Consider the following 18,862-nt stretch of genomic DNA (forward strand, 5'->3'; position numbering starts at 1 on the left):
AGAACAATTTCGGCCGGAGTCGTCGCGGCGGAGGGCGGCAGCCCATTTCCGGGATCGCGCGTGGCAGGATGCTCGCCGTTTTGCGAACCGCCGGGCTCGATGATTCAAGACCTGATTCCCGCCACTGCGCACCCTTATCTGGCCCTGGCCGCGCTGCTGCTGTGCTTTGCCGGATTGTCGCGACGCCCGCAGGCGGCCGATGCGGTGGTGATGGGATGCCTGGCTTTGTTGCTGATCACCGGTACGGTGCCGCTGGAACGCGGCCTTGCCGGGTTCTCCAATCCGGGGGTGATCACCATTGCCATCCTGTTCGTGGTGGCAGCCGGGCTGCGCGACAGTGGCGCTATGCACCTGCTCGGCACGCGCTTGCTGCGCGCACCGCGTTCGGAGCGTCATGCGCAGTGGATGGTGACCGGGCCGGTGGCCCTGCTCAGCGCCTTCGTCAACAACACGCCCATCGTCGCCCTGTACCTGCCGATGGTGCGCGACTGGGCCGACCGCTATGGGCTGACGCCGTCGCGCCTGCTCATGCCGCTGAGCTTTGCCGCGGTGGCCGGTGGCACCGTGACCCTGTTGGGCAGCGCCACCAACCTGGTCGCCAACAGCGCCCTGCGCGCGTCGGCGCCGCAAGATCCGGGCTTGGGGTTTCTGGAGCAGGCCTGGATCGGCGTGCCGCTGACCGCTGCCTTGATTGGTTACGTGATGCTGTTCGGCCACCGCATCCCGGTGCGCAAGCCGCCGACCGAACGCCTGGCCGACGCCCGTCGCTACTCGCTGGAAATGGTGATCGATCCGGATGGCCCGCTGGTGGGTCGCACGGTGGCGCAGGCCGGCTTGCGGCAACTGTCCGGACTGTTCCTTTCCGAAGTCATCCGCGGAGCGGAGGTGATCGCCCCGGTCGAGCCCGCCACGCGGCTGCAGCGCGGCGACCGCCTGGTGTTCTTCGGCGATCCGTCCAATATTTCCGATCTGCTGCGCATCTCCGGAATCTCGCCGCCGTCGGACAAACTGTTCTCGATCGACGCCGCCACCCGCAGCCGGCATCTGGCCGAAGCAGTGATCTCCACGCGCTCGCCGCTGGTGGGCAAGCGCGTGCGCGACAGTGGATTTCGCGAAACCTACGACGCTGCCATCATCGCGGTGTCGCGCGATGGCGCCCAGCTTTCCGGCCGCATCGGCGACATCGCGTTCGAACCCGGCGACACCCTGATCCTGGACTGCGCGCTCGGGTTCATCGCCAAGTGGGCCAGCTCGCGCGACTTCCTGCTGGTGCGATCCCTGGACGGCGATCAGGTGCCCTCGCGGCAGCGGCCCTGGCTGGCCCTGGCCGCCACCGGCGCGATGATCGTGGGCAACGCACTGGGGCTGTGGACTGTCCTGCAAGGGGCCCTGATCGCGGCCGCGGCCATTCTGGCCGGACGCTGCACCACGCTGACCAAGGCGCGCCAGTCGATCGACTGGTCGATGCTGATCGTCATCGCCGCGGCCATCGGCATCGGCAACGCACTGGACAGCAGCGGTGTGCTCAGGCCGCTGGCTGACATGACCATCGCCGCCGCCGGCGACAGTCCGCGTCTGGTGGTCGCGGCCATTTTCGCTGTGGCCGCACTGGTGACCACCCTGGTGTCCAACGCCGCTGCGGTGGCGCTGACGATGCCGCTGGCCCTGGCGGCCGGTTCCGGTGCCGGGCTGTCGCCGCACGCCGTCACCATTACCGTCATCGTGGGCTGCTCGGCCTCGTTCGCAACGCCCATGGCTTACCAGACCAATCTGATGGTGATGGGGCCGGGGGGTTACACCGTGGGCGACTTCGCGCGTTTCGGATTGCCCCTGGTCGCCATCTTCGGCCTGCTCGCGGTGGTGATCGTGCCGCTGATCTACTAACGGGTCGCACCCGCAGGCGTGCTACTGGAGCGCGCGCGCCTTTTTCTTGGCCGCGAAGTGGAGCAGGAATTCCATCTGGTCGGCCAGGATGCGGCGATTGGACAGGATCAGGTACTCGGCCAGATTCGGCGTGTAGGGCACTGCCAGCAGCTTCATGTTGGCCTCTTCCGGCGTACGGTCCGCCTTGCGGTGGTTGCACTTTTCGCAGGCGGTGACGCAGTTCTCCCACACGCTTTCGCCGCCGCGCGAGGCGGGCATCACATGGTCGCGCGTGAGTTGGCTGGGCGCGAACTGATGGCCGCAGTACAGGCACAGATTGCGGTCGCGCTGGAACAGGGTGCGGTTGGTCAGCAGCGGCACGCCGGTGGAGAACTTCCGCGTGCGGTCGGCCACCGCGATGATCGACCCGATCTCGAAGCTGGAGCGAAGTCCGGTGCGCGCGCAGGTGCCACCGTAGACCCGGAAGCGTTCCTCGCCGGTTTCCCAGCACACGCGGTCGCGCGCATACAAGGTCACCGCGGATTGCCAGCGGATCCAGGCGACCGGCTGGCCGCCGGCGTCGAGCTTGAGGATCGAGGGAATCATGGTCTTGACCTTGAATCCTGGAAAACGTGTATCGCCGAAGGTTTGGAACGACTTCAAGAACCCGTGGAATGTGCCTGTTTTACATGGCCGCTTCAAGACACGGGGCGAAGTAAATATAGGACGATTCGCTGTTTTTAGATATTTAGTAACAACCCTTGGGAGCTCGACAGAGACCTCACGCCCTTTCTGAGCCCCGGCCTCAACCGCGGAAGTAGGCTTGCGCCAGTGCCTCGTGCAGCTCGGCCAGGCCGATCTGCACCTCGTCGATGAACTCCGACAAGCCGCGTTCCACCAGGCGGTCGATGCTGGCATCCTGCACGATGGCGCGCACCCGCCACAGGGTGCGCTCCACGTTGCGGTTCTGCGGCAACTGCGGCAGCGAAGCTCCGATCATGGCCATGCAGTGCATGACGCTGCGCGGAAATTCGCGGTTCTGCAGCAGGAAGCGCAGCACGCCGGAGCGGTTGACCCGCGCACGCACATGGCGGCGATACATCTGATAGGCGGTGAGCGAGCGCAGCACGCTCATCCACTGGATGTTGTAGAACGGCGCCAGATCCTGCTTGGGGCCGGTGTCGATCAGCGAGGTGGAGCGCACGTCCAGAATGCGCGTGGTCATGTCGGCCTGTTCCAGATGCGTGCCCACCTGCAGCACGTGAAAACCGACGTCGCGACTCATGTTGCCGATCAGGGTGCCGTACACCAGCACCGCGCTGTCGATGACTCTTTGCAGAAAGTCCTGCCGGCGCGTGCGCGACATCACCATCTCGCCGCGGCCCTGGACGAAGTAGTGCAGGTCGTTGAGGCGCTCCCAAACCTCGCGCGGCGCGGTGTCGCGCACCGTGCGCAGGATTTCGCGCGCCAGTTGCAGCGAGGTGAGGATGGAGCCGTGATGGTGCTCGTCCAGCATCAGGAAGCGCAGCACGTTGTGTTCGCAAAAATCGTCGACGTAGCGCTCGCGGAACTGCTCGTCGGCGCCGACGATCTGGATCAGCGGTTCCCAGCCGAACACGATGTTGCGCGGCAGGTCGAGCAGCAGGTTGCTGTTGACGTTGATCAGACGCGCGGTGTTTTCGGCGCGCTGCAGATAGCGCCCAAACCAGTAGAGATTGTCGGCGACGCGCGACAGCATCAGCGGCCTCCGCTCTGCGACTGCGACTGCGACTGCGACTGCGATTGCGACGGCGTCGCAGCCTGGGAATCGGCATCGGTGTCGACCACCCAGGTGTCCTTGGCGCCGCCACCCTGACTGGAGTTGACCACCAGCGATCCGCGCACCATCGCCACGCGGGTGAGGCCGCCGGTGGTGACATAGGTGGAACCGCGATCGTTCAGCGGCCCGCGCGACAGCACGAAAGGCCGCAGGTCCAGGTGCCGCGGCTCCACCGTCTCATCCAGCATCAGGGTCGGCGCGGTGGAAAGCGACAGGGCGGGCTGCGCCATGTAGTTGCGCGGATTGGCCTGGATCAGCGCGCGGAATTTTTCGCGTTCTTCGGGGCTGGCGCGCGGGCCGATCAACATGCCGTAGCCGCCGGACTCGTTGGCGGGCTTGACCACCAGCTTGTCGAGGTTGGCCAGCACGTACTCGCGATCCTGGTCGAACATGCACAGAAAACTGGGCACGTTGGGCAGGATGGGGTCTTCGCCCAGGTAGTACTTGATCATCTGCGGCACGAAGGCGTAGACGACCTTGTCGTCCGCCACGCCGGCCCCGGGCGCGTTGGCCAGTGCCAGCTTGCCCTTGAGCCAGGCCCGCATCAGGCCCGGCGCACCCAGCACCGAATCTTCGCGGAACACTTCCGGGTCCAGGAACAGATCGTCGATGCGCCGATAGATCACGTCCACGCGTTTGGGGCCGTAGATGGTGCGCATGTAGCAGCAGTCGTCGTCATTGACGAACAGGTCGGAACCTTCCACCAGTTCGATGCCCATCTGCTGGGCCAGCCACGCGTGCTCGAAGTACGCGCTGTTGTAGATGCCCGGCGTGAGCAGCACGATGTTGGGCTGGTCCAGCGGCCGCGGACTCATGGCCACCAGCATGTCGTAGAGCTGCGCTGGGTAGTCGTCCACCGGCAGGATCGCGTTTTCACCGAACAGTTCGGGAAAAACGCGCTTCATCACCATGCGGTTTTCCACCATGTAGCTGACGCCGGAGGGCACGCGCAGATTGTCTTCCAGCACGTACAGGGTTCCGTCCTTGTCGCGTACCAGATCGCTACCGCAGATGTGCGCCCACACGCTGTTGCGCGGCGTGGTGCCAACGCACTGCGGACGAAAGTTGACCGAATCCTTCAGCAGTTCCGCGGGAAACACCTGGTCGCGGATGATGCGGCGCTCGTTGTAGATGTCCTGGATGAAGTAATTGAGCGCAGCCACCCGCTGTTTCAGACCCGCTTCCGTGCGCTCCCATTCCAGCCGCGGGATGACGCGCGGAATGACATCGAACGGCCACGCGCGATCAACGTTCTTGCCTTCGCTGTAGACAGTGAAGCTGATGCCCATGACCTTGATCGCCAGATCCGCCGCCAGCCGGCGTTCGGCAAGTTCGGCTTCGGTCAGATCATCGAGGTACTCGGCCACCCTGCGCGCGGCTTCGCGCGGCAGGCCAGGGGCCTGGAACAGCTCGTCGTAGAAGTCTTCGCAGTGGTATTGCCGCCAATCTATGGACATGGGCGCGGGGTGGCGCTGTTGTTATGGATGAACCGAAACCTACCTGAAATGCGAACGCAAAACACAGGCCATCGCTGAATCCTACCGTTGTCGCTGGCGATCAGACCAACGCGGTGGATGGAGGAAGTGTGCGGTGCAGGTCCTGAAGGCGACCCGGTGCGCAATGCGGGTTAAACTCGCTGTACTTCACTCGTCCCGCCCATGGCCAAGACCCGATCCGCCCTTGAGATCAAGGGCCGCATGCTGTCCCTGACCCGGGTCCGGATCCTGGATCCGGATGCGTCTGCCATCCAGGCTCAGCTGCAGTCGTTCTGCCGCTCGCTGGGCGAAGCCTCGGCCGGGCTGCCGGTGATCCTCGAGGCGGATATCGCGGTCGAGCTCGAACCGATTCTCAAGCTCATGCACGACGTCGGGCTGCAGCCGCTCGCTGCGCTGGAAGGCGCACTGGCTGACGCCGCCAGACGTGCAGGCCTGCCGGTTCTTGCCGCCGACATCGCCAGCGAAACCGTCGCGCGACCCGCGCCCGAGCCGGCAGCGGCACCCGCACCTGCGCCCAGCGTGTCGGCGGCGGCGGTCGAGCGCCGGCCTACCAGAGTGGTGACCGAACCGATCCGCTCAGGTCAGCAGATCTATGCAGAGTCGGCCGACCTGGTGGTGGTGAACACCGTCAGTGTCGGTGCCGAGGTCATTGCGGACGGTTGCGTGCATGTTTACGGTGCGCTGCGCGGACGCGCCATCGCTGGCGCCCGTGGCGACGTGCTGGCGCGCGTGTTCTGCCGGCGCATGGAGGCCGAGCTGCTCGCGGTGGCGGGCATCTACGCCGTCGCCGATCAGGTGCAGGGCGCGCTGCGCGGACTGTCGGTGCAGGCGTTTCTGGATCACGGCGCCTTGCGGATCGAAAAACTCGAAAGCTGAAGCCGGGTTGGTCGGGCCGTTTTAATTTGGGGATGCTGGCGGCCTTGGGTGTCGTCGGCTGGTGTGCAGGGATGGCGGCCCGCAGGCCGGCATCGACAAACGAGAGGGCTTCACTTGGCAAAGATCATTGTGGTCACTTCGGGCAAGGGCGGGGTCGGCAAGACCACCACCAGCGCCTCGTTCGCCACTGGGCTGGCAGCGCGCGGCAAGCGCACCGTGGTCATCGACTTTGACGTCGGTCTGCGCAATCTCGACCTCATCATGGGCTGTGAGCGGCGCGTGGTGTTCGACTTCGTCAACGTCATCCAGGGCGAGGCCAACCTGCGCCAGGCGCTGATCAAGGACAAGCAGAACGACAAGCTCTGCATCCTGGCGGCGAGCCAGACACGCGATAAGGACGCACTGACCCAGGACGGCGTGCAGCGCGTGCTCGACGAACTGGCGCAGGAGTTCGACTACATCGTCTGCGATTCGCCCGCCGGCATCGAGCGCGGCGCGCACCTGGCCATGTATTTCGCCGATGAGGCGCTGGTGGTGACCAACCCCGAAGTGTCTTCGGTGCGCGACTCCGACCGCGTGCTCGGCTTGCTGTCGAGCAAGACCCGCCTGAGCGAGAGCAATCAGGGCAGGGTCAAGGAGCATCTGGTGCTCACCCGCTACAACCCCGTTCGCGTCGAGAAGGGCGAGATGCTGTCGGTTAAGGACGTGCAGGACATCCTGGCGGTGCCGCTGCTCGGCGTGATTCCCGAGTCTCCCTCTGTACTGACCTCGTCCAACGCCGGTGCGCCGGTCATCCTTGACCAGACCAACGATGCCGGTCTGGCTTACGACGATCTCGTCGCGCGCTTCCTCGGAGAGGATCGCCCGCATCGGTTCGTGGACGCACAGAAGAAGGGCCTCTTCGCGAAGCTCTTCGGAGGCTGAAATGGATTGGTTCGGATGGTTCAAGTCAAAGAATCCGCCTTCCGCCAACACCGCGCGGGATCGTCTGATGATGGTGGTTGCCATCCAGCGCGATCAGGATGGCCGTCGCACCACCACTGGAGATGCGGGGGCCCTGTCCTATCTGCCGCAGCTGCGCGAGGAGTTGCTGGCCGTGGTGCGCAAGTACGTGCCGGTGCCCGACAGTGCGGTGCAGGTCAACCTGCAGCGCGAGTCCGGTCTGGAAGTGCTGGAGATGAACATCACGCTGCCGGAGCGTGGCAACTAGCCCGGTGTGGCCGGGCGCGGTGACGCGCCGGAATTTTCCGGCACGGCGCCGGTGCGTCGGATGCGGAGATCGATGAACGCGCAGGCCCCTGTCATGCTCCTGCGGGAGGGGCCGGGCCTGCAGCGCCTCAGCCGGTGGCGTCGCTACTCAGCCACTGGCGCAGGCTGACCTTGCCGTAGCGCTCCGAAAACGGCGCTTCGGCCTCGTCCAGAACCCGCATGACCTCATGGCCGAAGGCCTGCTGCGGCTTGAGCCGATGGCGGCCGCTGCGTATCGCCTGCCACAGCGCGCCCAGACTGACGCCTTCGAGATCCCGTGCGGGTACCAGCTGGGTACGCGTCTGTCCGGCCTCGGTCAGGAACCCCTGCGAGATCAGCGTCTCCACCGCGCGCGCGACGTGCTCGGGCGAGGTGCCCAGTTCACGTGCGAGCTCTTCCTGGGTCAGTCCCGGCTGCCCGGCGATGAAACGGCGGCCGGCGGTGCCCATCACCAGCAGCGCGGTGTACTCGCACTCGCGACTGGCCGGCAAGGGCACGCTGCGTTCCGGCTTCAGGTGCGCGGGATGCTGCACGTAGAACGCAAGCTGGCAGCCGGTGAGCAGGATCAGCCAGCCCACGTAGAACCAGATCAGCAGAAAAATGACGATCGCGAAGCTGGAATAGATGGCGTTGTAGTCGGTGGCACCAGCCACGAACGAAGCGAATGCCAAGCTTGCGGTCTGCCACAGTACGCCTGCAGCCAGGCCGCCCACAGCGGCGGCTTTGAGCTTCACCTTGGTGTTGGGGATATAGGCGTACATGAAGGTGAACATGCCCACGATCAGCGCGTAGGGAATCGCCCGGGTGACGGCGTACAGCAGAAACCCGAACGGCTCCACGCTCTGGATCTGCGTGACCACCTGGCTGTTGAGCACCGTGGCGGTCATGCCCAGCGCCGAGAACACCACCACCGGGCCCACCATCAGCACGCCCAGGTACTCGCCGACGCGCTGGCCGAATGGTCGCGGCCGTTCGATACGCCAGATGAAATTGAAGCTGGACTCGACCTTCTGGATCAGCGAAATCGCGGTGTAGAACAGCAGGGCAACTCCCAGCGAACCCAGCACGCCCACCTGGATTTTTTCCACGAAGCCGATCAGGTTGGAGGTGATGCTCTCCGCCTGCGGGCCGAGCGGCCGCAGGAATTCGTACAGAACCGGCTCTAGCGAATTGTGTACGCCCAGCGCCTTGAGCACCGAGAAACCCAATGCCAGAAACGGCACCAGCGACAGCAAGGTCGTGTAGACCAGACTCATGGCGCGCATGGAAATCTGGCCGTCGAGCAGGTCGCGAACCAGCGCGAACAAATAGCGTCCGAAGCGGGCGACCAGGGCTTCCCAGCGGCGCGCGCGCGGCGAGGATTCCCACAGCCAGGCGCGCAGTCTTGTCAGCAGACGATCAGGCAACATGAATCGAGTTTAGTCGCTCGTGCGCTTTGCGTTTGCCGAAGCTCCTTCGCGAGCGCTGCGCCCGACTACCCCGCGATCCGATAAACGGCTACCCGGAAGGAGGGGGAGTCCTTGACATATGTTGCAGCGCAGCAATACGATGCGAGCGATGGTTGTTGCATTGCAGCACAATCATATCAATCAATACAGTCAGTAACTTATGCGAGGTGTGGCGCAATGAATGTCGAAACGATCGTGAGTGACGTGAAAGGTGCGGTGGAACCGTATGTGGCCAAGGGTCAGGATGTGGTGACCTTGTCGTTTGAAACCCTCAAGCAGGCCAACAGCATCGTGATTGATGGCGTGCAGGGCTTGGTCAAGACCAATCTGGACGCCGGCAAGGGCCTGTACTCGGCTGCCCAGAGCAGCTACGAGAAGATCAAGCTCGATGGCATCAAGGCCGTCGCCGCCAAGCCGGTCGCTTATCTGCCGGAGGGCAAGACTCTGGTGATCTCGGCGTACAAGGACACCGTCACCATCGTCACCAAGACCGGCGAAGAGCTCTACGGCGTGGTCAAGAAGGGCTTCGGCGACGTCAGCGCCAAGCTGACCGGTTCCACCACGCTGTCGGGCGAGGTCAAGAAGGCCAAGGCCACCGTACGCAAGACCGCCAAGAAGGCCACTGGCGCCGCCAAGAAAGCGACCGCGCAGTAAGTCTCGTTGTGGCCGGGCCTCGGCCTGGTCCTATGCGGACATGAAAAGAGCCGGGACCCTGGTCCCGGCTCTTTTCGTTGAAGCGCTCCTTAACCGGACTTCTTTCGCGTGGTCCGCCGCGCACGCTTCGCAGACGCCTTGGGCGCCGGCGGTTCCGGCATCTGCTCGCCGTCGAGATTCACCGACAGGCGCGTCATCAGCTTTTTCCACGCCGGCGACTGGCGCAGCTGATCGAAGTTACCTTTGACGAAGTCCGCCGGATTGAAGTTCTCATTCACCTGGCCGACCTTCTCGCGCAGGAACTGCACCACGTCGTCCTGCAGGCCGGCGACATCCGGCAGCCCCAGAAAGCGGCGCAGTTCTTCCGGCTTGACGTCGATTTCGATCCTGATCTGCATGCTGGGCTCCGGCGGCGTGGTGCGGGCAGGGTAGCCGTTCGCAGGGGTGGCGGCGAGACGTGGCGGAAAGGAAACGACCTCGACTGCGAAACCGGTCCAGGGGACGCAGGCGCGGCTTCCATGCGCCATCCACCGCGTCGGGCGGCCGCCCCCGGGGTTGCTGTCCAAGGTCGGTTCCTCCATCAAGCGTCGGCGGCGGCCGCGGGCCGCCCCACGACCGCGATGGTTGCTGTCCGGCAGGGTGGGCCGCGCCCGCCGCCCGGCTTACGCCTGCGTGAGCCGCTGCTCGACTTCGCGGTAGCGATCGGCGGTGCGCTGCAGGATGTCGTCCGGCAGCCAGGGGCCCGGCGCCTGCTTGTTCCACGGCTGGGTCTCCAGCCAGTCGCGCACGATCTGCTTGTCGAAACTCGGTGGGCTGATGCCCTCGCGCCAGCCCTGGGCGTCCCAGAACCGCGACGAGTCCGGCGTGAGCACCTCGTCGATCAGATGGACCTTGCCGTCGTCGTCCTGCCCGAACTCGAACTTGGTGTCGGCCACGATGATGCCGCGTTGCAGCGCGTAGGCGGCGGCCTCGCGATAGATCGCCAAGGTCAGTTCGCGCAACTGCGCTGCCAGCGTGTCGCCGAGCCGGGCACACATCCGGGCAAAGTCGATGTTCTCGTCGTGCTGCCCCGCCGGCGCCTTGTCGGCCGGTGTGAAGATCGGCTGCGGCAGCCGGCTGGCCATCTGCAGCCCGGCCGGCAGGGCGATGCCGCAGACGCCGCCGCTGGCCCGGTAGTCCTTCCAGCCCGAGCCGATCAGATAACCGCGCGCCACGCATTCCACCGGGATCGCACGCAGCTTGCGCACGATCACGGCGCGGCCCTCGACCTCGCCGCATTCAGCCGGCGTCAGCCAGTCGGTCAGCCGCATGTCCGGTGCCATCTGGTGCGGCACCCGATCAGCGAAACGCCGCATCCAGAACTCGGTCACCCGAGTCAGCACCGCGCCCTTGCCGGGGACCGGCCGCGGCAGGATGACGTCGAACGCAGACAGTCGATCAGTCGTGACGATCAGCAGGTGTCGGTCGCCGACCGCGTAGATGTCGCGCACCTTGCCGCGATGTACCAGTGGCAGGCTGGCCAGCTGGGATTGATGCAGCGGAGCGTTCATGAGGATCGACGCAGATCGGGGTCGCGGATTATCCCGCCGACTCCGGTTGCGCACCAGCCGGATGGTGGGGGGCGGGTTTGTCGATCCGGCGCTGCTCGGGATGGCTCAATCCAGGATCTCGCAACCCCGAGCCGGCCAGCAGGGGCGGTCGCGGCGATGTTGTTTATTCGGCGGAACTAGGTGGTGCTCTCCGCACGGATTCGGGCGGGTTCCGGCAGGGGAGATGCGGCGCTCGCCGCCGGTACCTCGGCGGCCTCCCGGTCGCTGGCCCACTGTCGCAGCCTCGCCTGCAGCAGTCCGGTCAACCAGTGCGCGCGCTGGAACAGGCGGGTGCGCGCTGCGCTCTGCGGCAGTGGCGTCTGACGGGCTAGGCAAAGCATGCCGAACTCGCCCTGGAAACCGTGCAAAGGGACGGTCAGGCCGTGCAGCAGACCGTGCGCTGCGGCCTCATCGAACATGCGCCGCACCTGCGCGGTGTCGCGCGGCAGCTCGTCCCAGCCGAACGGACTCACGCTTTCGATACAGCGCGCAATCACCGGATCGATCAGCAGGTAGCCTTGTTCGTCGTAACGATCGCGCCAGGCCTTGGGATAGCCGCACAGTACCCATTGCTCGGGCACGCCCGATGCCGGCACGCGGCGCAATCCGTACAGAAAGTGTTCGAATCCGAGACGGTTGGCGGCGCGGCGAGCAGCCGTGCCCGCAGCCCCCAGATCGGCTGCGGAGGCGATCGCAAGGCCCAGTTCGTGGTCGCCGCGCATTGCTGGTCTCGAAATTCCCTAGCCCTCATGAAGTGCGCATCCGCCGGCGCCTTCGCCGGGGTCGCGGCGCACCTCGCGGCTTGCGCGCAGCCTCTGCCTTGGGGAGGATGCCGAGCTCCGCCGCGTATGCGAAGGGTTCCTCAACCTTATGCTGAACCTTCCCGCGCATCAATCGAACAGAGACATATGAGCGAATCGATCAAAGTATTGGTGGTGGGTGGCGGCGGGCGCGAGCACGCGCTGGCTTGGAAGCTGGCGGCGTCCGCGCGAGTTGCCGAAGTGCTGGTCGCGCCCGGAAACGCGGGGACCGCCGTCGAGCCCGGTTGCCGCAACGTGGAAATCGCCGCCGACGATGTGGAGGCCCTGCTGAGCCTGGCGCAACGCGAAAACGTCGGCCTGACCGTGGTTGGACCGGAGGTGCCGTTGTCGATGGGCATCGTCGATGCGTTTCGTGCTGCCGGTCTGCGCATCTTCGGCCCGACCCGGGCGGCTGCCCAGCTCGAGAGTTCCAAGGCCTACACCAAGGATTTTCTGGCGCGGCATCGCATTCCCACCGCCGCCTATGCGGTGTTCACAGAACTGCAGCCGGCACTGGATTATCTGGAAGCGCATCCGGCGCCCATCGTGGTCAAGGCCGACGGTCTGGCTGCCGGCAAGGGCGTTGTCGTGGCGCAGAGTCAGGAGGAGGCGCGCGCAGCGGTACGCGACATGCTGTCCGGCTCCGCGTTGGGACAGGCTGGCGCCCGCGTGGTGATCGAGGAGTTTCTCGACGGTGAAGAGGCCAGCTTCATCGTGGTTGCCCAGGGGCTCCGCTACGTGACCCTGGCGACCAGCCAGGACCACAAGCGTATCTTCGACGGCGACCAGGGCCCCAATACCGGCGGCATGGGCGCGTACTCGCCGGCGCCGGTGGTGACCCCCGAACTTCACGCGCGCATCTGCAAGGAAGTGATCGAGCCGACCCTGGCCGGCATGGATGCGGAAGGCAATCCGTTCGGCGGCTTTCTGTATGCGGGGCTGATGATCGACGCGCGCGGCGGCATCAAGGTACTGGAATTCAACACGCGCATGGGCGACCCGGAGACCCAGCCCATTCTGTATCGGCTGGAATCGGACCTGCTCGATCTGATCGAAGCCGCGCTGGATGATCGCCTCGGCCGGGTGGAGGTGCGCTGGAGTCCGCAGCCGGCGCTGGGCGTGGTGATGGCGGCGCACGGCTACCCCGGCACGGTGCGCAAGGGCGATGTCATTCAGGGGCTGGACGCGGACCTGGGCAGCGCCAAGGCCTTTCACGCCGGCACCGCCATGTACAAGGGTCAGCCGGCGACGGCAGGGGGGCGCGTGCTGTGCGTGGTGGCGCGCGGCGCCGACGTGCGGCTTGCGCAGCAGGGCGCGTACGCAGCCGTGCACAAGATCACCTGGGACGGCGTGCAATTTCGCACCGATATCGGGCATCGCGCGATCACGCGGATGGGCCGAGTCTGATGGCGGCCACAGTGTCGTCGCCCGGGTGAAACCCGGGTCCAATCCTGGTGAAGTAGTGTCGTAGTCCGGGTGAAACCTGGGTCCAACCCGTCACCGTGGCCTGCGACCCCGGGTTGCACCCGGGCTACCCCTGCTGCCCGAGGCTTCAATTGCGCTTCATCGAATCGAAGAACGCCTCGTTGGTCTTGGTTGCCTTCATGCGATCCAGCAGCAGCTCCATCGCAGCCAGCTCGTCCATCTGGTGCAGCAGTTTGCGCAGGATCCAGATCTTGTTGAGATCCTTGTCGCTCATCAGCAGCTCTTCCTTGCGGGTGCCGGAGCGGTTGATGTTGATGGCGGGGAAGATGCGCTTCTCGGCGATGCGGCGCTCCAAGTGCACTTCCATGTTGCCGGTGCCCTTGAACTCCTCGTAGATCACCTCGTCCATCTTGGAGCCGGTTTCGATCAGCGCGGTGGCGATGATGGTCAACGAACCGCCCTCCTCGATGTTGCGCGCCGCGCCGAAGAAGCGCTTGGGCTTCTGCAGCGCATTGGCATCGACACCACCGGAAAGTACCTTGCCGGAAGAGGGCGCCACCGTGTTGTAAGCGCGCGCCAGACGCGTGATGGAGTCGAGCAGGATGACCACGTCGCGCTTGTGTTCGACCAGGCGACGGGCTTTTTCGATCACCATCTCGGTGACCTGCACGTGACGCGCGGCGGGCTCGTCGAAAGTGCTCGCCACCACCTCGCCGCGCACCGTGCGCTGCATGTCGGTGACTTCTTCCGGGCGCTCGTCGATCAGTAGGACGATCAGGTACACATCCGGATAATTGGCGGCGATGGACTGCGCGATGTTCTGCATCAGGATGGTCTTGCCGGCCTTGGGCGGCGACACGATCAGACCGCGCTGGCCTTTGCCGAACGGCGCCACGAGGTCGATGATGCGCGCGGTGAGATCCTCGGTGGTGCCGTTGCCGCGCTCCATCTTGAACTGCTCGTCGGCGAACAGCGGCGTGAGGTTCTCGAAGTTGACCTTCTTGCGGCTGGCCTCGGGCGGCTCGTAGTTGATCGTGTCGACCTTGAGCAGCGAGAAGTAGCGCTCGTTGTCCTTGGGGCTGCGCACGCGCCCGCAGACGGTGTCGCCGGTGCGCAGACCGAAGCGGCGGATCTGCGAAGGCGAAATGTAGACGTCGTCGGGTCCGGCCAGATAAGAACTGTCGGAACCGCGCAGGAAGCCGTAGCCGTCGGGCATCAGCTCGAGCACGCCGTCGGCGATGATGTGATCGCCGCGCCGTGCCGCCGTTTTCAGCAGATTGAAGACCAGATCGGTCTTGCGTGCGCGCGAGATGTTCTCGAGGCCTTGCGCCTCGGCCATCTCCATCAGGGTCGCTGCGGTCAGCTTCTTGATGTCCGGGATGCGCACGATCTTGGGCGGCTCGCCGGAGCGAAAATCCACCGGCGGCCGCGCCGCCACCGCGGTGGCCACGCCGCCGTCGTTGTCGTCGGGAAGTCCGTCGGGGCCGGAAACCTGAGGGACCGTCAGGGTCCCCTCGGCTTGCGCTTCTGCGGCTGCCGCCAGCGCCAGTTCGGCCTCGAACTCCTCCTCGGTCATGTCGACCGGGAGTCCATCCTGAGAAGGGTTGCCGCCGTTGCCGCCTCGCTGGTTGCTGTTGCCGTTACCGTTGCGGGGGCCGTTGTGTCGACGGCGGTGTTTCATCATGCGGGGGGGTTTAGGCGGTTGTGACATGCGGAGTGACGAAAGCGGTGAGCTGCGCCTTGTGCGCCGCACCCACCTGGGTGGCCGCTGCCTGTCCATCCTTGAACAGGATCAGCGTGGGGATCCCGCGGATGTTGAACTTGGGCGGTGTGCCCGGGTTCTCGTCCACGTTGAGCTTGACGACTTTGAGCTTGCCGACGTTTTCCGCCGCGATCTGTTCCAGCACCGGCGCGATCATGCGGCAGGGCCCGCACCATTCGGCCCAGAAATCCACCAGCACCGGGATGTCGGACTTGAGCACGTCCTGTTCGAAGGACGCGTCGGAAACGGGAGAGATATGTTCGCTCATGGAGTGGCCTCGGGAGTCATGAACGCGGCGGATATTGCGCGTGACGGAAGTAGATGGGGTGCTAGCCGATCCGACTCAAGACCGGTACCGGCTGCGCAAGGGCTGCACCGGACGGTTATGATGGATAGATGACGACGGGGAGACGATCGGTGAGGTTGCGCCGAGAGCCTTTGACCAGCGCCCTGAAATCCCTGCGTGCGGCTATTTGAGCCGATTCCCAGGGGCCTTGCAAGCGCTTGCCGCGCAATCCCAATTCGATTTTTAAATGCAAGCCGATCACTTATCCGATATTCGCTTCGACAGTCTGCCCCTTCATCCGGGTCTGCTGGCCGCCATTTCCGCTCGCGGTTTCGACTACTGCACGCCGATCCAGGCCGAGACCTTGCCGCTGGCATTGAGCGGACGCGATGTTGCCGGCCAGGCCCAGACCGGGACCGGCAAGACTGCCGCGTTCCTGCTGGCCACCATGCATCGTCTGCTCACGCACGCGCCCACCGGCCCCGACGGTCAACCGCGCGCATTCATCCTGGCACCTACGCGCGAATTGGCTGTGCAGATTCACGAAGACGCGCTGCAGTTGCGCGGCGACACCGGCTTGCGCATGGCGGTGTGTTTTGGCGGCACCGGTTACGAGTCGCAGCGCCAGGCGATCCAGGGCGGAATCGATATTCTGATCGGCACGCCGGGGCGCCTGATCGACTACTACAAGCAGGACATCTACAGCCTCAAGCACATCGAGGTGGTCGTGCTCGACGAGGCCGATCGCATGTTCGATCTCGGGTTCATCGACGACATCCGCTATGTGTTGCGGCGCATGCCGGCGCCGGCCAAGCGACTCAACTACCTGTTCTCCGCCACGCTGTCGCACCGCGTGCTGGAGCTGGCGTTCGAGCACATGAACGACCCGCACCAGGTCACCATCGAACCCGAGCAGGTCACCGCCGAGCGCGTGCGCCAGTCGATGATCCATGTCGCCAACGACGACAAGCTCAAGGTGCTGGTCGGCCTGCTGCGCCATCACGATCCGTTCCGCACCCTGGTGTTCGTCAATACCAAGCGCGGTGCCGAAGAGGTCGAGCACACCCTGCGCGCCAACGGTCTTGAGGCGAGCACGCTGTCGGGCGATGTGCCGCAGAACAAGCGCCTGCGCCTGCTCGACGACTTCAAGGAGGGCAAGCTGCCGCTGCTGGTGGCCACCGATGTGGCCGCGCGCGGTCTGCACATTCCGGCCGTGAGCCACGTCATCAACTACGACCTGCCGCAGGATCCGGAAGACTACGTGCATCGCATCGGCCGCACCGCGCGCGCTGGCGAAGCCGGCGACGCCATCTCGCTGTGTTGCGAGACCTGGGTCTACTCGCTGCCCGAGATCGAGCGTTACATCGGCATGCGCCTGCCGGCCGAGCCCTTCCCGGACGACTGGCTGCCGCAGGATTTCGTGGTGCCGCCGCGACTGCCGCGGCGACCGCGCCCTGGCGGCTCCGGCCGCCGCGGTGGTGGAGGGGGCGGTTCGAGGTCGCAGCGCCGGCGCTGACCGTGAGCGGCGTCGAGTGGATCGATGCGGTCGAATGGCCGCGCCACCCGCGCGTCAAGGCCTGCTACACCACTCGCCAGGGCGGCGGCAGCGCGGCGCCCTACGACTGCTTCAATCTGGCGCTGCATGTCGGCGACCGATCGCAGCAGGTCGAATGCAATCGCCGGGCCTTGCTAAAGCAGCTTGGCTTGGGCCACGAGCCGGCCTGGCTTGACCAGGTGCATGGCACCGAGGTCGTCGAAGCAGGCAGCACTGCTGCCGCTTCCTGCGCAGATGCCTCCCGCAGCCAGGTCGCGGGCCTGGCCTGCGTCGTGCTTACCGCCGACTGCCTGCCGGTACTGCTGGCCGACGACGACGGTCAGGTGGTGGCCGCCGCCCATGCCGGCTGGCGTGGACTGGCGGCCGGCATCCTGCAGAACACCGTGCGATCGCTGCCCTGCGCACCGGCCTCGCTGAGCGCCTGGCTGGGCCCGGCGATCGGCCCGGCGGCGTTCGAGGTCGGTCCGGAAGTGCACGCAGCATTCGTCGGGATCGACCCTGGACACGACCGGGATTTCGTCGCCGGTCGCGATGACCGCTTCTTCGCCGATTTGCGCGGGATGGCCCGGCGCACCTTGTGGCGGTGCGGCGTGACGCGCGTGTTCGGCGAGGCGCGCTGCACGCATGGAGACGCAGCGCGGTTCTTTTCGTTTCGGCGCGACCGCGTGTGCGGGCGCATGGCCAGCCTGGTGTGGATCGATTGAATTCCCGCCATTGCATGGCCTAGGGGCCTCTGCTACAAGGTTGCGATCAAGCATGGGCCGGTTCCGGACCCATACGAATAACAAGGCGTCCGCAGGGCGGACATCGAACGGGAGGAGGTATGCGGGGGCGGACCATGGTGGTCGGCGGTTGCGGTCCCGCCGCAGATTCCGAACGTATTTTCTGCCGTTGTCGATCGCCCGTGATCTCCATCACGCGGGCAGGGCGGCGCTCGGCGGCGTGGCCGACTGCGATGGATGCCAACCCATCTGAGCTTAACGGGGTAGTGCAATGAAGAATTTCTCGAAGGCCCTGCTGCGGGCCCTGCTGTGGCCGGCCTTGTGTGTCGCGGCCCTGGCACCGGCTTCACACGTGGTGGCGCAGGAGGAAGAGGAGGCCGAGCCATTCGTGGCCGCAGTCAAGCCCAGGCCGTCGCAGCCCGCACCGACGGCGTCCCGCAGTCTGCTGCTGGGCATCGCCAACAGCGGCAAGCACCTGATCGCGGTCGGCGATCGTGGACATATCCTGGCGTCCAACGACGGCGCCAGCTGGGCACAGGTGGAGACGCCGGTGCGTGCCACCCTGACCGACGTGGACTTCGTCGACGAAAATCTCGGCTGGGCGGTCGGCCACGACGCGGTGATCCTGCACTCCAAGGATGGCGGCCGCAGTTGGCAGCTGCAGAATTTCCAGCCCGATCTGGAAAAGCCCTTTCTGGATGTGCTGTTCCTGGACGCCAACCGCGGCATGGCGATCGGCGCCTACGGTCTGTTCATGGTCACCGAGGACGGCGGCGCCAGCTGGTCGGAACTGGATGCGCCGCCGATCCGCGAAGAAGAGCTCCACTTCAACGACGTGACCCGCCTCGGTAACGGCGAGCTGTTCGTGGTGGGCGAGACCGGGATGATGGGCGTCTCCGCCGACGGCGCGACCTGGGAGCGGCTGCAGGCGCCGTACGACGGTTCGCTTTACGGCGCCATCGCCCGTGGCGATCGCGGCGCGCTGGTGTACGGGTTGCGCGGCAACGTCTACGTCACCGACGACGTGCGCAGCGGCAACTGGACCCAGATCGACACCGGCACGGTGGCGTCCTTCTTCGGCGGCACTGCGCTGCCCGGTGGCGACATCGCGCTGGTGGGGCTTGCCGGCGAAGTCGCCATCGTGTCGGCCGACGGCAGCGTACGCAACACCAAGATCGACGCCATGGCCGGCGTCACCGGCTCGGGCACCCTGTCCGGCGCCATCCCGTGGAACGGCGGCGTGCTCGCCGTGGGCGAACTCGGCGTGAGTACGGTGGGACTTTAGAGCGCGGCGCGCCGACGGCACAGAACATCTTAGG

General features: G+C 65.7%; 18 protein-coding genes. 9 read left to right on the forward strand and 9 right to left on the reverse strand.

Annotated elements, in window-relative coordinates; genetic code table 11:
- Positions 1 to 99 precede the first annotated feature (99 nt).
- Complete coding sequence (locus tag ACOOHP_RS19225; protein ID WP_420468088.1) at positions 100 to 1,884, forward strand: SLC13 family permease; 1,785 nt, start codon at positions 100 to 102, stop codon at positions 1,882 to 1,884.
- 21 nt (positions 1,885 to 1,905) lie between these two features.
- On the opposite strand, the gene ACOOHP_RS19230 is transcribed toward ACOOHP_RS19225, so the two are convergent.
- The 3 genes from ACOOHP_RS19230 to ACOOHP_RS19240 form a co-directional block, all read right to left on the reverse strand.
- On the reverse strand, positions 1,906 to 2,469 hold the full coding sequence (locus tag ACOOHP_RS19230; protein ID WP_420468751.1) for an HNH endonuclease: 564 nt from the start codon (positions 2,467 to 2,469) through the stop codon (positions 1,906 to 1,908).
- A 199-nt stretch (positions 2,470 to 2,668) separates the two neighbouring features.
- Positions 2,669 to 3,601 (reverse strand): alpha-E domain-containing protein, encoded by a 933-nt coding sequence (locus tag ACOOHP_RS19235; RefSeq protein ID WP_420468089.1) that lies wholly within the window; start codon positions 3,599 to 3,601, stop codon positions 2,669 to 2,671.
- Positions 3,601 to 5,139 (reverse strand): circularly permuted type 2 ATP-grasp protein, encoded by a 1,539-nt coding sequence (locus ACOOHP_RS19240; protein WP_420468090.1) that lies wholly within the window; start codon positions 5,137 to 5,139, stop codon positions 3,601 to 3,603. The genes ACOOHP_RS19235 and ACOOHP_RS19240 overlap by 1 nt, the downstream gene beginning before the upstream one ends.
- Before the next feature lie 201 nt (positions 5,140 to 5,340).
- Between ACOOHP_RS19240 and minC the strand changes: the two genes are divergently transcribed.
- The 3 genes from minC to minE all read left to right on the forward strand — a co-directional run bounded on the left by minC (position 5,341) and on the right by minE (position 7,264).
- Positions 5,341 to 6,054, forward strand: a complete 714-nt coding sequence (gene minC, locus ACOOHP_RS19245; RefSeq protein ID WP_420468091.1) for a septum site-determining protein MinC — start codon at positions 5,341 to 5,343, stop codon at positions 6,052 to 6,054.
- Positions 6,055 to 6,168: 114 nt separating this feature from the next.
- The gene (gene minD, locus ACOOHP_RS19250) at positions 6,169 to 6,978 is read left to right on the forward strand and encodes a septum site-determining protein MinD (RefSeq protein ID WP_420468092.1); all 810 of its coding nucleotides are present in this window, start codon (positions 6,169 to 6,171) and stop codon (positions 6,976 to 6,978) included.
- Between the two features lies 1 nt (position 6,979).
- Positions 6,980 to 7,264, forward strand: coding sequence for a cell division topological specificity factor MinE (gene minE, locus ACOOHP_RS19255; RefSeq protein WP_420468093.1), 285 nt, complete (start codon positions 6,980 to 6,982; stop codon positions 7,262 to 7,264).
- 127 nt (positions 7,265 to 7,391) lie between these two features.
- On the opposite strand, the gene ACOOHP_RS19260 is transcribed toward minE, so the two are convergent.
- Positions 7,392 to 8,711 carry a YhjD/YihY/BrkB family envelope integrity protein gene (locus ACOOHP_RS19260; protein WP_420468094.1) on the reverse strand — a complete coding sequence of 440 codons (1,320 nt, stop codon included), beginning with the start codon at positions 8,709 to 8,711 and terminating at the stop codon, positions 7,392 to 7,394.
- 216 nt (positions 8,712 to 8,927) lie between these two features.
- Between ACOOHP_RS19260 and ACOOHP_RS19265 the strand changes: the two genes are divergently transcribed.
- Positions 8,928 to 9,404, forward strand: a complete 477-nt coding sequence (locus ACOOHP_RS19265; protein ID WP_420468095.1) for a hypothetical protein — start codon at positions 8,928 to 8,930, stop codon at positions 9,402 to 9,404.
- Positions 9,405 to 9,493: 89 nt separating this feature from the next.
- Here ACOOHP_RS19265 and ACOOHP_RS19270 read toward each other — a convergent pair whose 3' ends face one another.
- The 3 genes from ACOOHP_RS19270 to ACOOHP_RS19280 form a co-directional block, all read right to left on the reverse strand.
- A complete protein-coding gene (locus tag ACOOHP_RS19270) occupies positions 9,494 to 9,802 on the reverse strand; it encodes a DUF6489 family protein (protein WP_420468096.1) in 309 nt (102 codons plus the stop codon).
- Positions 9,803 to 10,066: 264 nt separating this feature from the next.
- On the reverse strand, positions 10,067 to 10,954 hold the full coding sequence (locus tag ACOOHP_RS19275; RefSeq protein WP_420468097.1) for a phosphoribosylaminoimidazolesuccinocarboxamide synthase: 888 nt from the start codon (positions 10,952 to 10,954) through the stop codon (positions 10,067 to 10,069).
- A gap of 176 nt (positions 10,955 to 11,130) precedes the next feature.
- On the reverse strand, positions 11,131 to 11,715 hold the full coding sequence (locus tag ACOOHP_RS19280; protein ID WP_420468098.1) for an autoinducer binding domain-containing protein: 585 nt from the start codon (positions 11,713 to 11,715) through the stop codon (positions 11,131 to 11,133).
- A gap of 198 nt (positions 11,716 to 11,913) precedes the next feature.
- Here ACOOHP_RS19280 and purD point away from each other — a divergent pair, with 198 nt between their 5' ends.
- Entirely contained in the window at positions 11,914 to 13,200 is a 1,287-nt protein-coding gene (gene purD, locus ACOOHP_RS19285) for a phosphoribosylamine--glycine ligase (protein WP_420468752.1), read from the forward strand.
- Positions 13,201 to 13,345: 145 nt separating this feature from the next.
- Here purD and rho read toward each other — a convergent pair whose 3' ends face one another.
- Both rho and trxA read right to left on the reverse strand, forming a co-directional pair.
- Positions 13,346 to 14,563: a transcription termination factor Rho gene (gene rho, locus ACOOHP_RS19290; RefSeq protein ID WP_420468753.1), complete on the reverse strand. Its 1,218-nt coding sequence runs from the start codon at positions 14,561 to 14,563 to the stop codon at positions 13,346 to 13,348.
- A 349-nt stretch (positions 14,564 to 14,912) separates the two neighbouring features.
- Complete coding sequence (trxA, locus tag ACOOHP_RS19295; protein WP_420468099.1) at positions 14,913 to 15,248, reverse strand: thioredoxin TrxA; 336 nt, start codon at positions 15,246 to 15,248, stop codon at positions 14,913 to 14,915.
- Positions 15,249 to 15,513: 265 nt separating this feature from the next.
- On the opposite strand from trxA, the gene ACOOHP_RS19300 reads away from it, so the two are divergent.
- The 3 genes from ACOOHP_RS19300 to ACOOHP_RS19310 all read left to right on the forward strand — a co-directional run bounded on the left by ACOOHP_RS19300 (position 15,514) and on the right by ACOOHP_RS19310 (position 18,828).
- Positions 15,514 to 16,782 (forward strand): DEAD/DEAH box helicase, encoded by a 1,269-nt coding sequence (locus ACOOHP_RS19300; protein ID WP_420468100.1) that lies wholly within the window; start codon positions 15,514 to 15,516, stop codon positions 16,780 to 16,782.
- A gap of 2 nt (positions 16,783 to 16,784) precedes the next feature.
- The gene (pgeF, locus tag ACOOHP_RS19305; protein WP_420468101.1) at positions 16,785 to 17,525 is read left to right on the forward strand and encodes a peptidoglycan editing factor PgeF; all 741 of its coding nucleotides are present in this window, start codon (positions 16,785 to 16,787) and stop codon (positions 17,523 to 17,525) included.
- 289 nt (positions 17,526 to 17,814) lie between these two features.
- Positions 17,815 to 18,828, forward strand: a complete 1,014-nt coding sequence (locus ACOOHP_RS19310; protein ID WP_420468102.1) for a YCF48-related protein — start codon at positions 17,815 to 17,817, stop codon at positions 18,826 to 18,828.
- The last annotated feature ends 34 nt before the right edge of the window (positions 18,829 to 18,862 follow it).

This window comes from Panacagrimonas sp., assembly GCF_965216805.1.
Classification (GTDB): Bacteria; Pseudomonadota; Gammaproteobacteria; order Nevskiales; family Nevskiaceae; genus Panacagrimonas.

What these genes read in the sequence shown, in the direction of transcription:
- ACOOHP_RS19225 (WP_420468088.1), top strand. Translation starts at nt 100, where the DNA reads ATGATTCAAGACCTGATTCCCGCCACTGCGCACCCTTATCTGGCCCTG.
- ACOOHP_RS19230 (WP_420468751.1), bottom strand. Translation starts at nt 2,469, where the DNA reads ATGATTCCCTCGATCCTCAAGCTCGACGCCGGCGGCCAGCCGGTCGCC.
- ACOOHP_RS19235 (WP_420468089.1), bottom strand. Translation starts at nt 3,601, where the DNA reads ATGCTGTCGCGCGTCGCCGACAATCTCTACTGGTTTGGGCGCTATCTG.
- ACOOHP_RS19240 (WP_420468090.1), bottom strand. Translation starts at nt 5,139, where the DNA reads ATGTCCATAGATTGGCGGCAATACCACTGCGAAGACTTCTACGACGAG.
- minC (WP_420468091.1), top strand. Translation starts at nt 5,341, where the DNA reads ATGGCCAAGACCCGATCCGCCCTTGAGATCAAGGGCCGCATGCTGTCC.
- minE (WP_420468093.1), top strand. Translation starts at nt 6,980, where the DNA reads ATGGATTGGTTCGGATGGTTCAAGTCAAAGAATCCGCCTTCCGCCAAC.
- ACOOHP_RS19260 (WP_420468094.1), bottom strand. Translation starts at nt 8,711, where the DNA reads ATGTTGCCTGATCGTCTGCTGACAAGACTGCGCGCCTGGCTGTGGGAA.
- ACOOHP_RS19265 (WP_420468095.1), top strand. Translation starts at nt 8,928, where the DNA reads ATGAATGTCGAAACGATCGTGAGTGACGTGAAAGGTGCGGTGGAACCG.
- ACOOHP_RS19270 (WP_420468096.1), bottom strand. Translation starts at nt 9,802, where the DNA reads ATGCAGATCAGGATCGAAATCGACGTCAAGCCGGAAGAACTGCGCCGC.
- ACOOHP_RS19275 (WP_420468097.1), bottom strand. Translation starts at nt 10,954, where the DNA reads ATGAACGCTCCGCTGCATCAATCCCAGCTGGCCAGCCTGCCACTGGTA.
- ACOOHP_RS19280 (WP_420468098.1), bottom strand. Translation starts at nt 11,715, where the DNA reads ATGCGCGGCGACCACGAACTGGGCCTTGCGATCGCCTCCGCAGCCGAT.
- rho (WP_420468753.1), bottom strand. Translation starts at nt 14,563, where the DNA reads ATGGAGATGGCCGAGGCGCAAGGCCTCGAGAACATCTCGCGCGCACGC.
- trxA (WP_420468099.1), bottom strand. Translation starts at nt 15,248, where the DNA reads ATGAGCGAACATATCTCTCCCGTTTCCGACGCGTCCTTCGAACAGGAC.
- ACOOHP_RS19300 (WP_420468100.1), top strand. Translation starts at nt 15,514, where the DNA reads ATGCAAGCCGATCACTTATCCGATATTCGCTTCGACAGTCTGCCCCTT.
- ACOOHP_RS19310 (WP_420468102.1), top strand. Translation starts at nt 17,815, where the DNA reads ATGAAGAATTTCTCGAAGGCCCTGCTGCGGGCCCTGCTGTGGCCGGCC.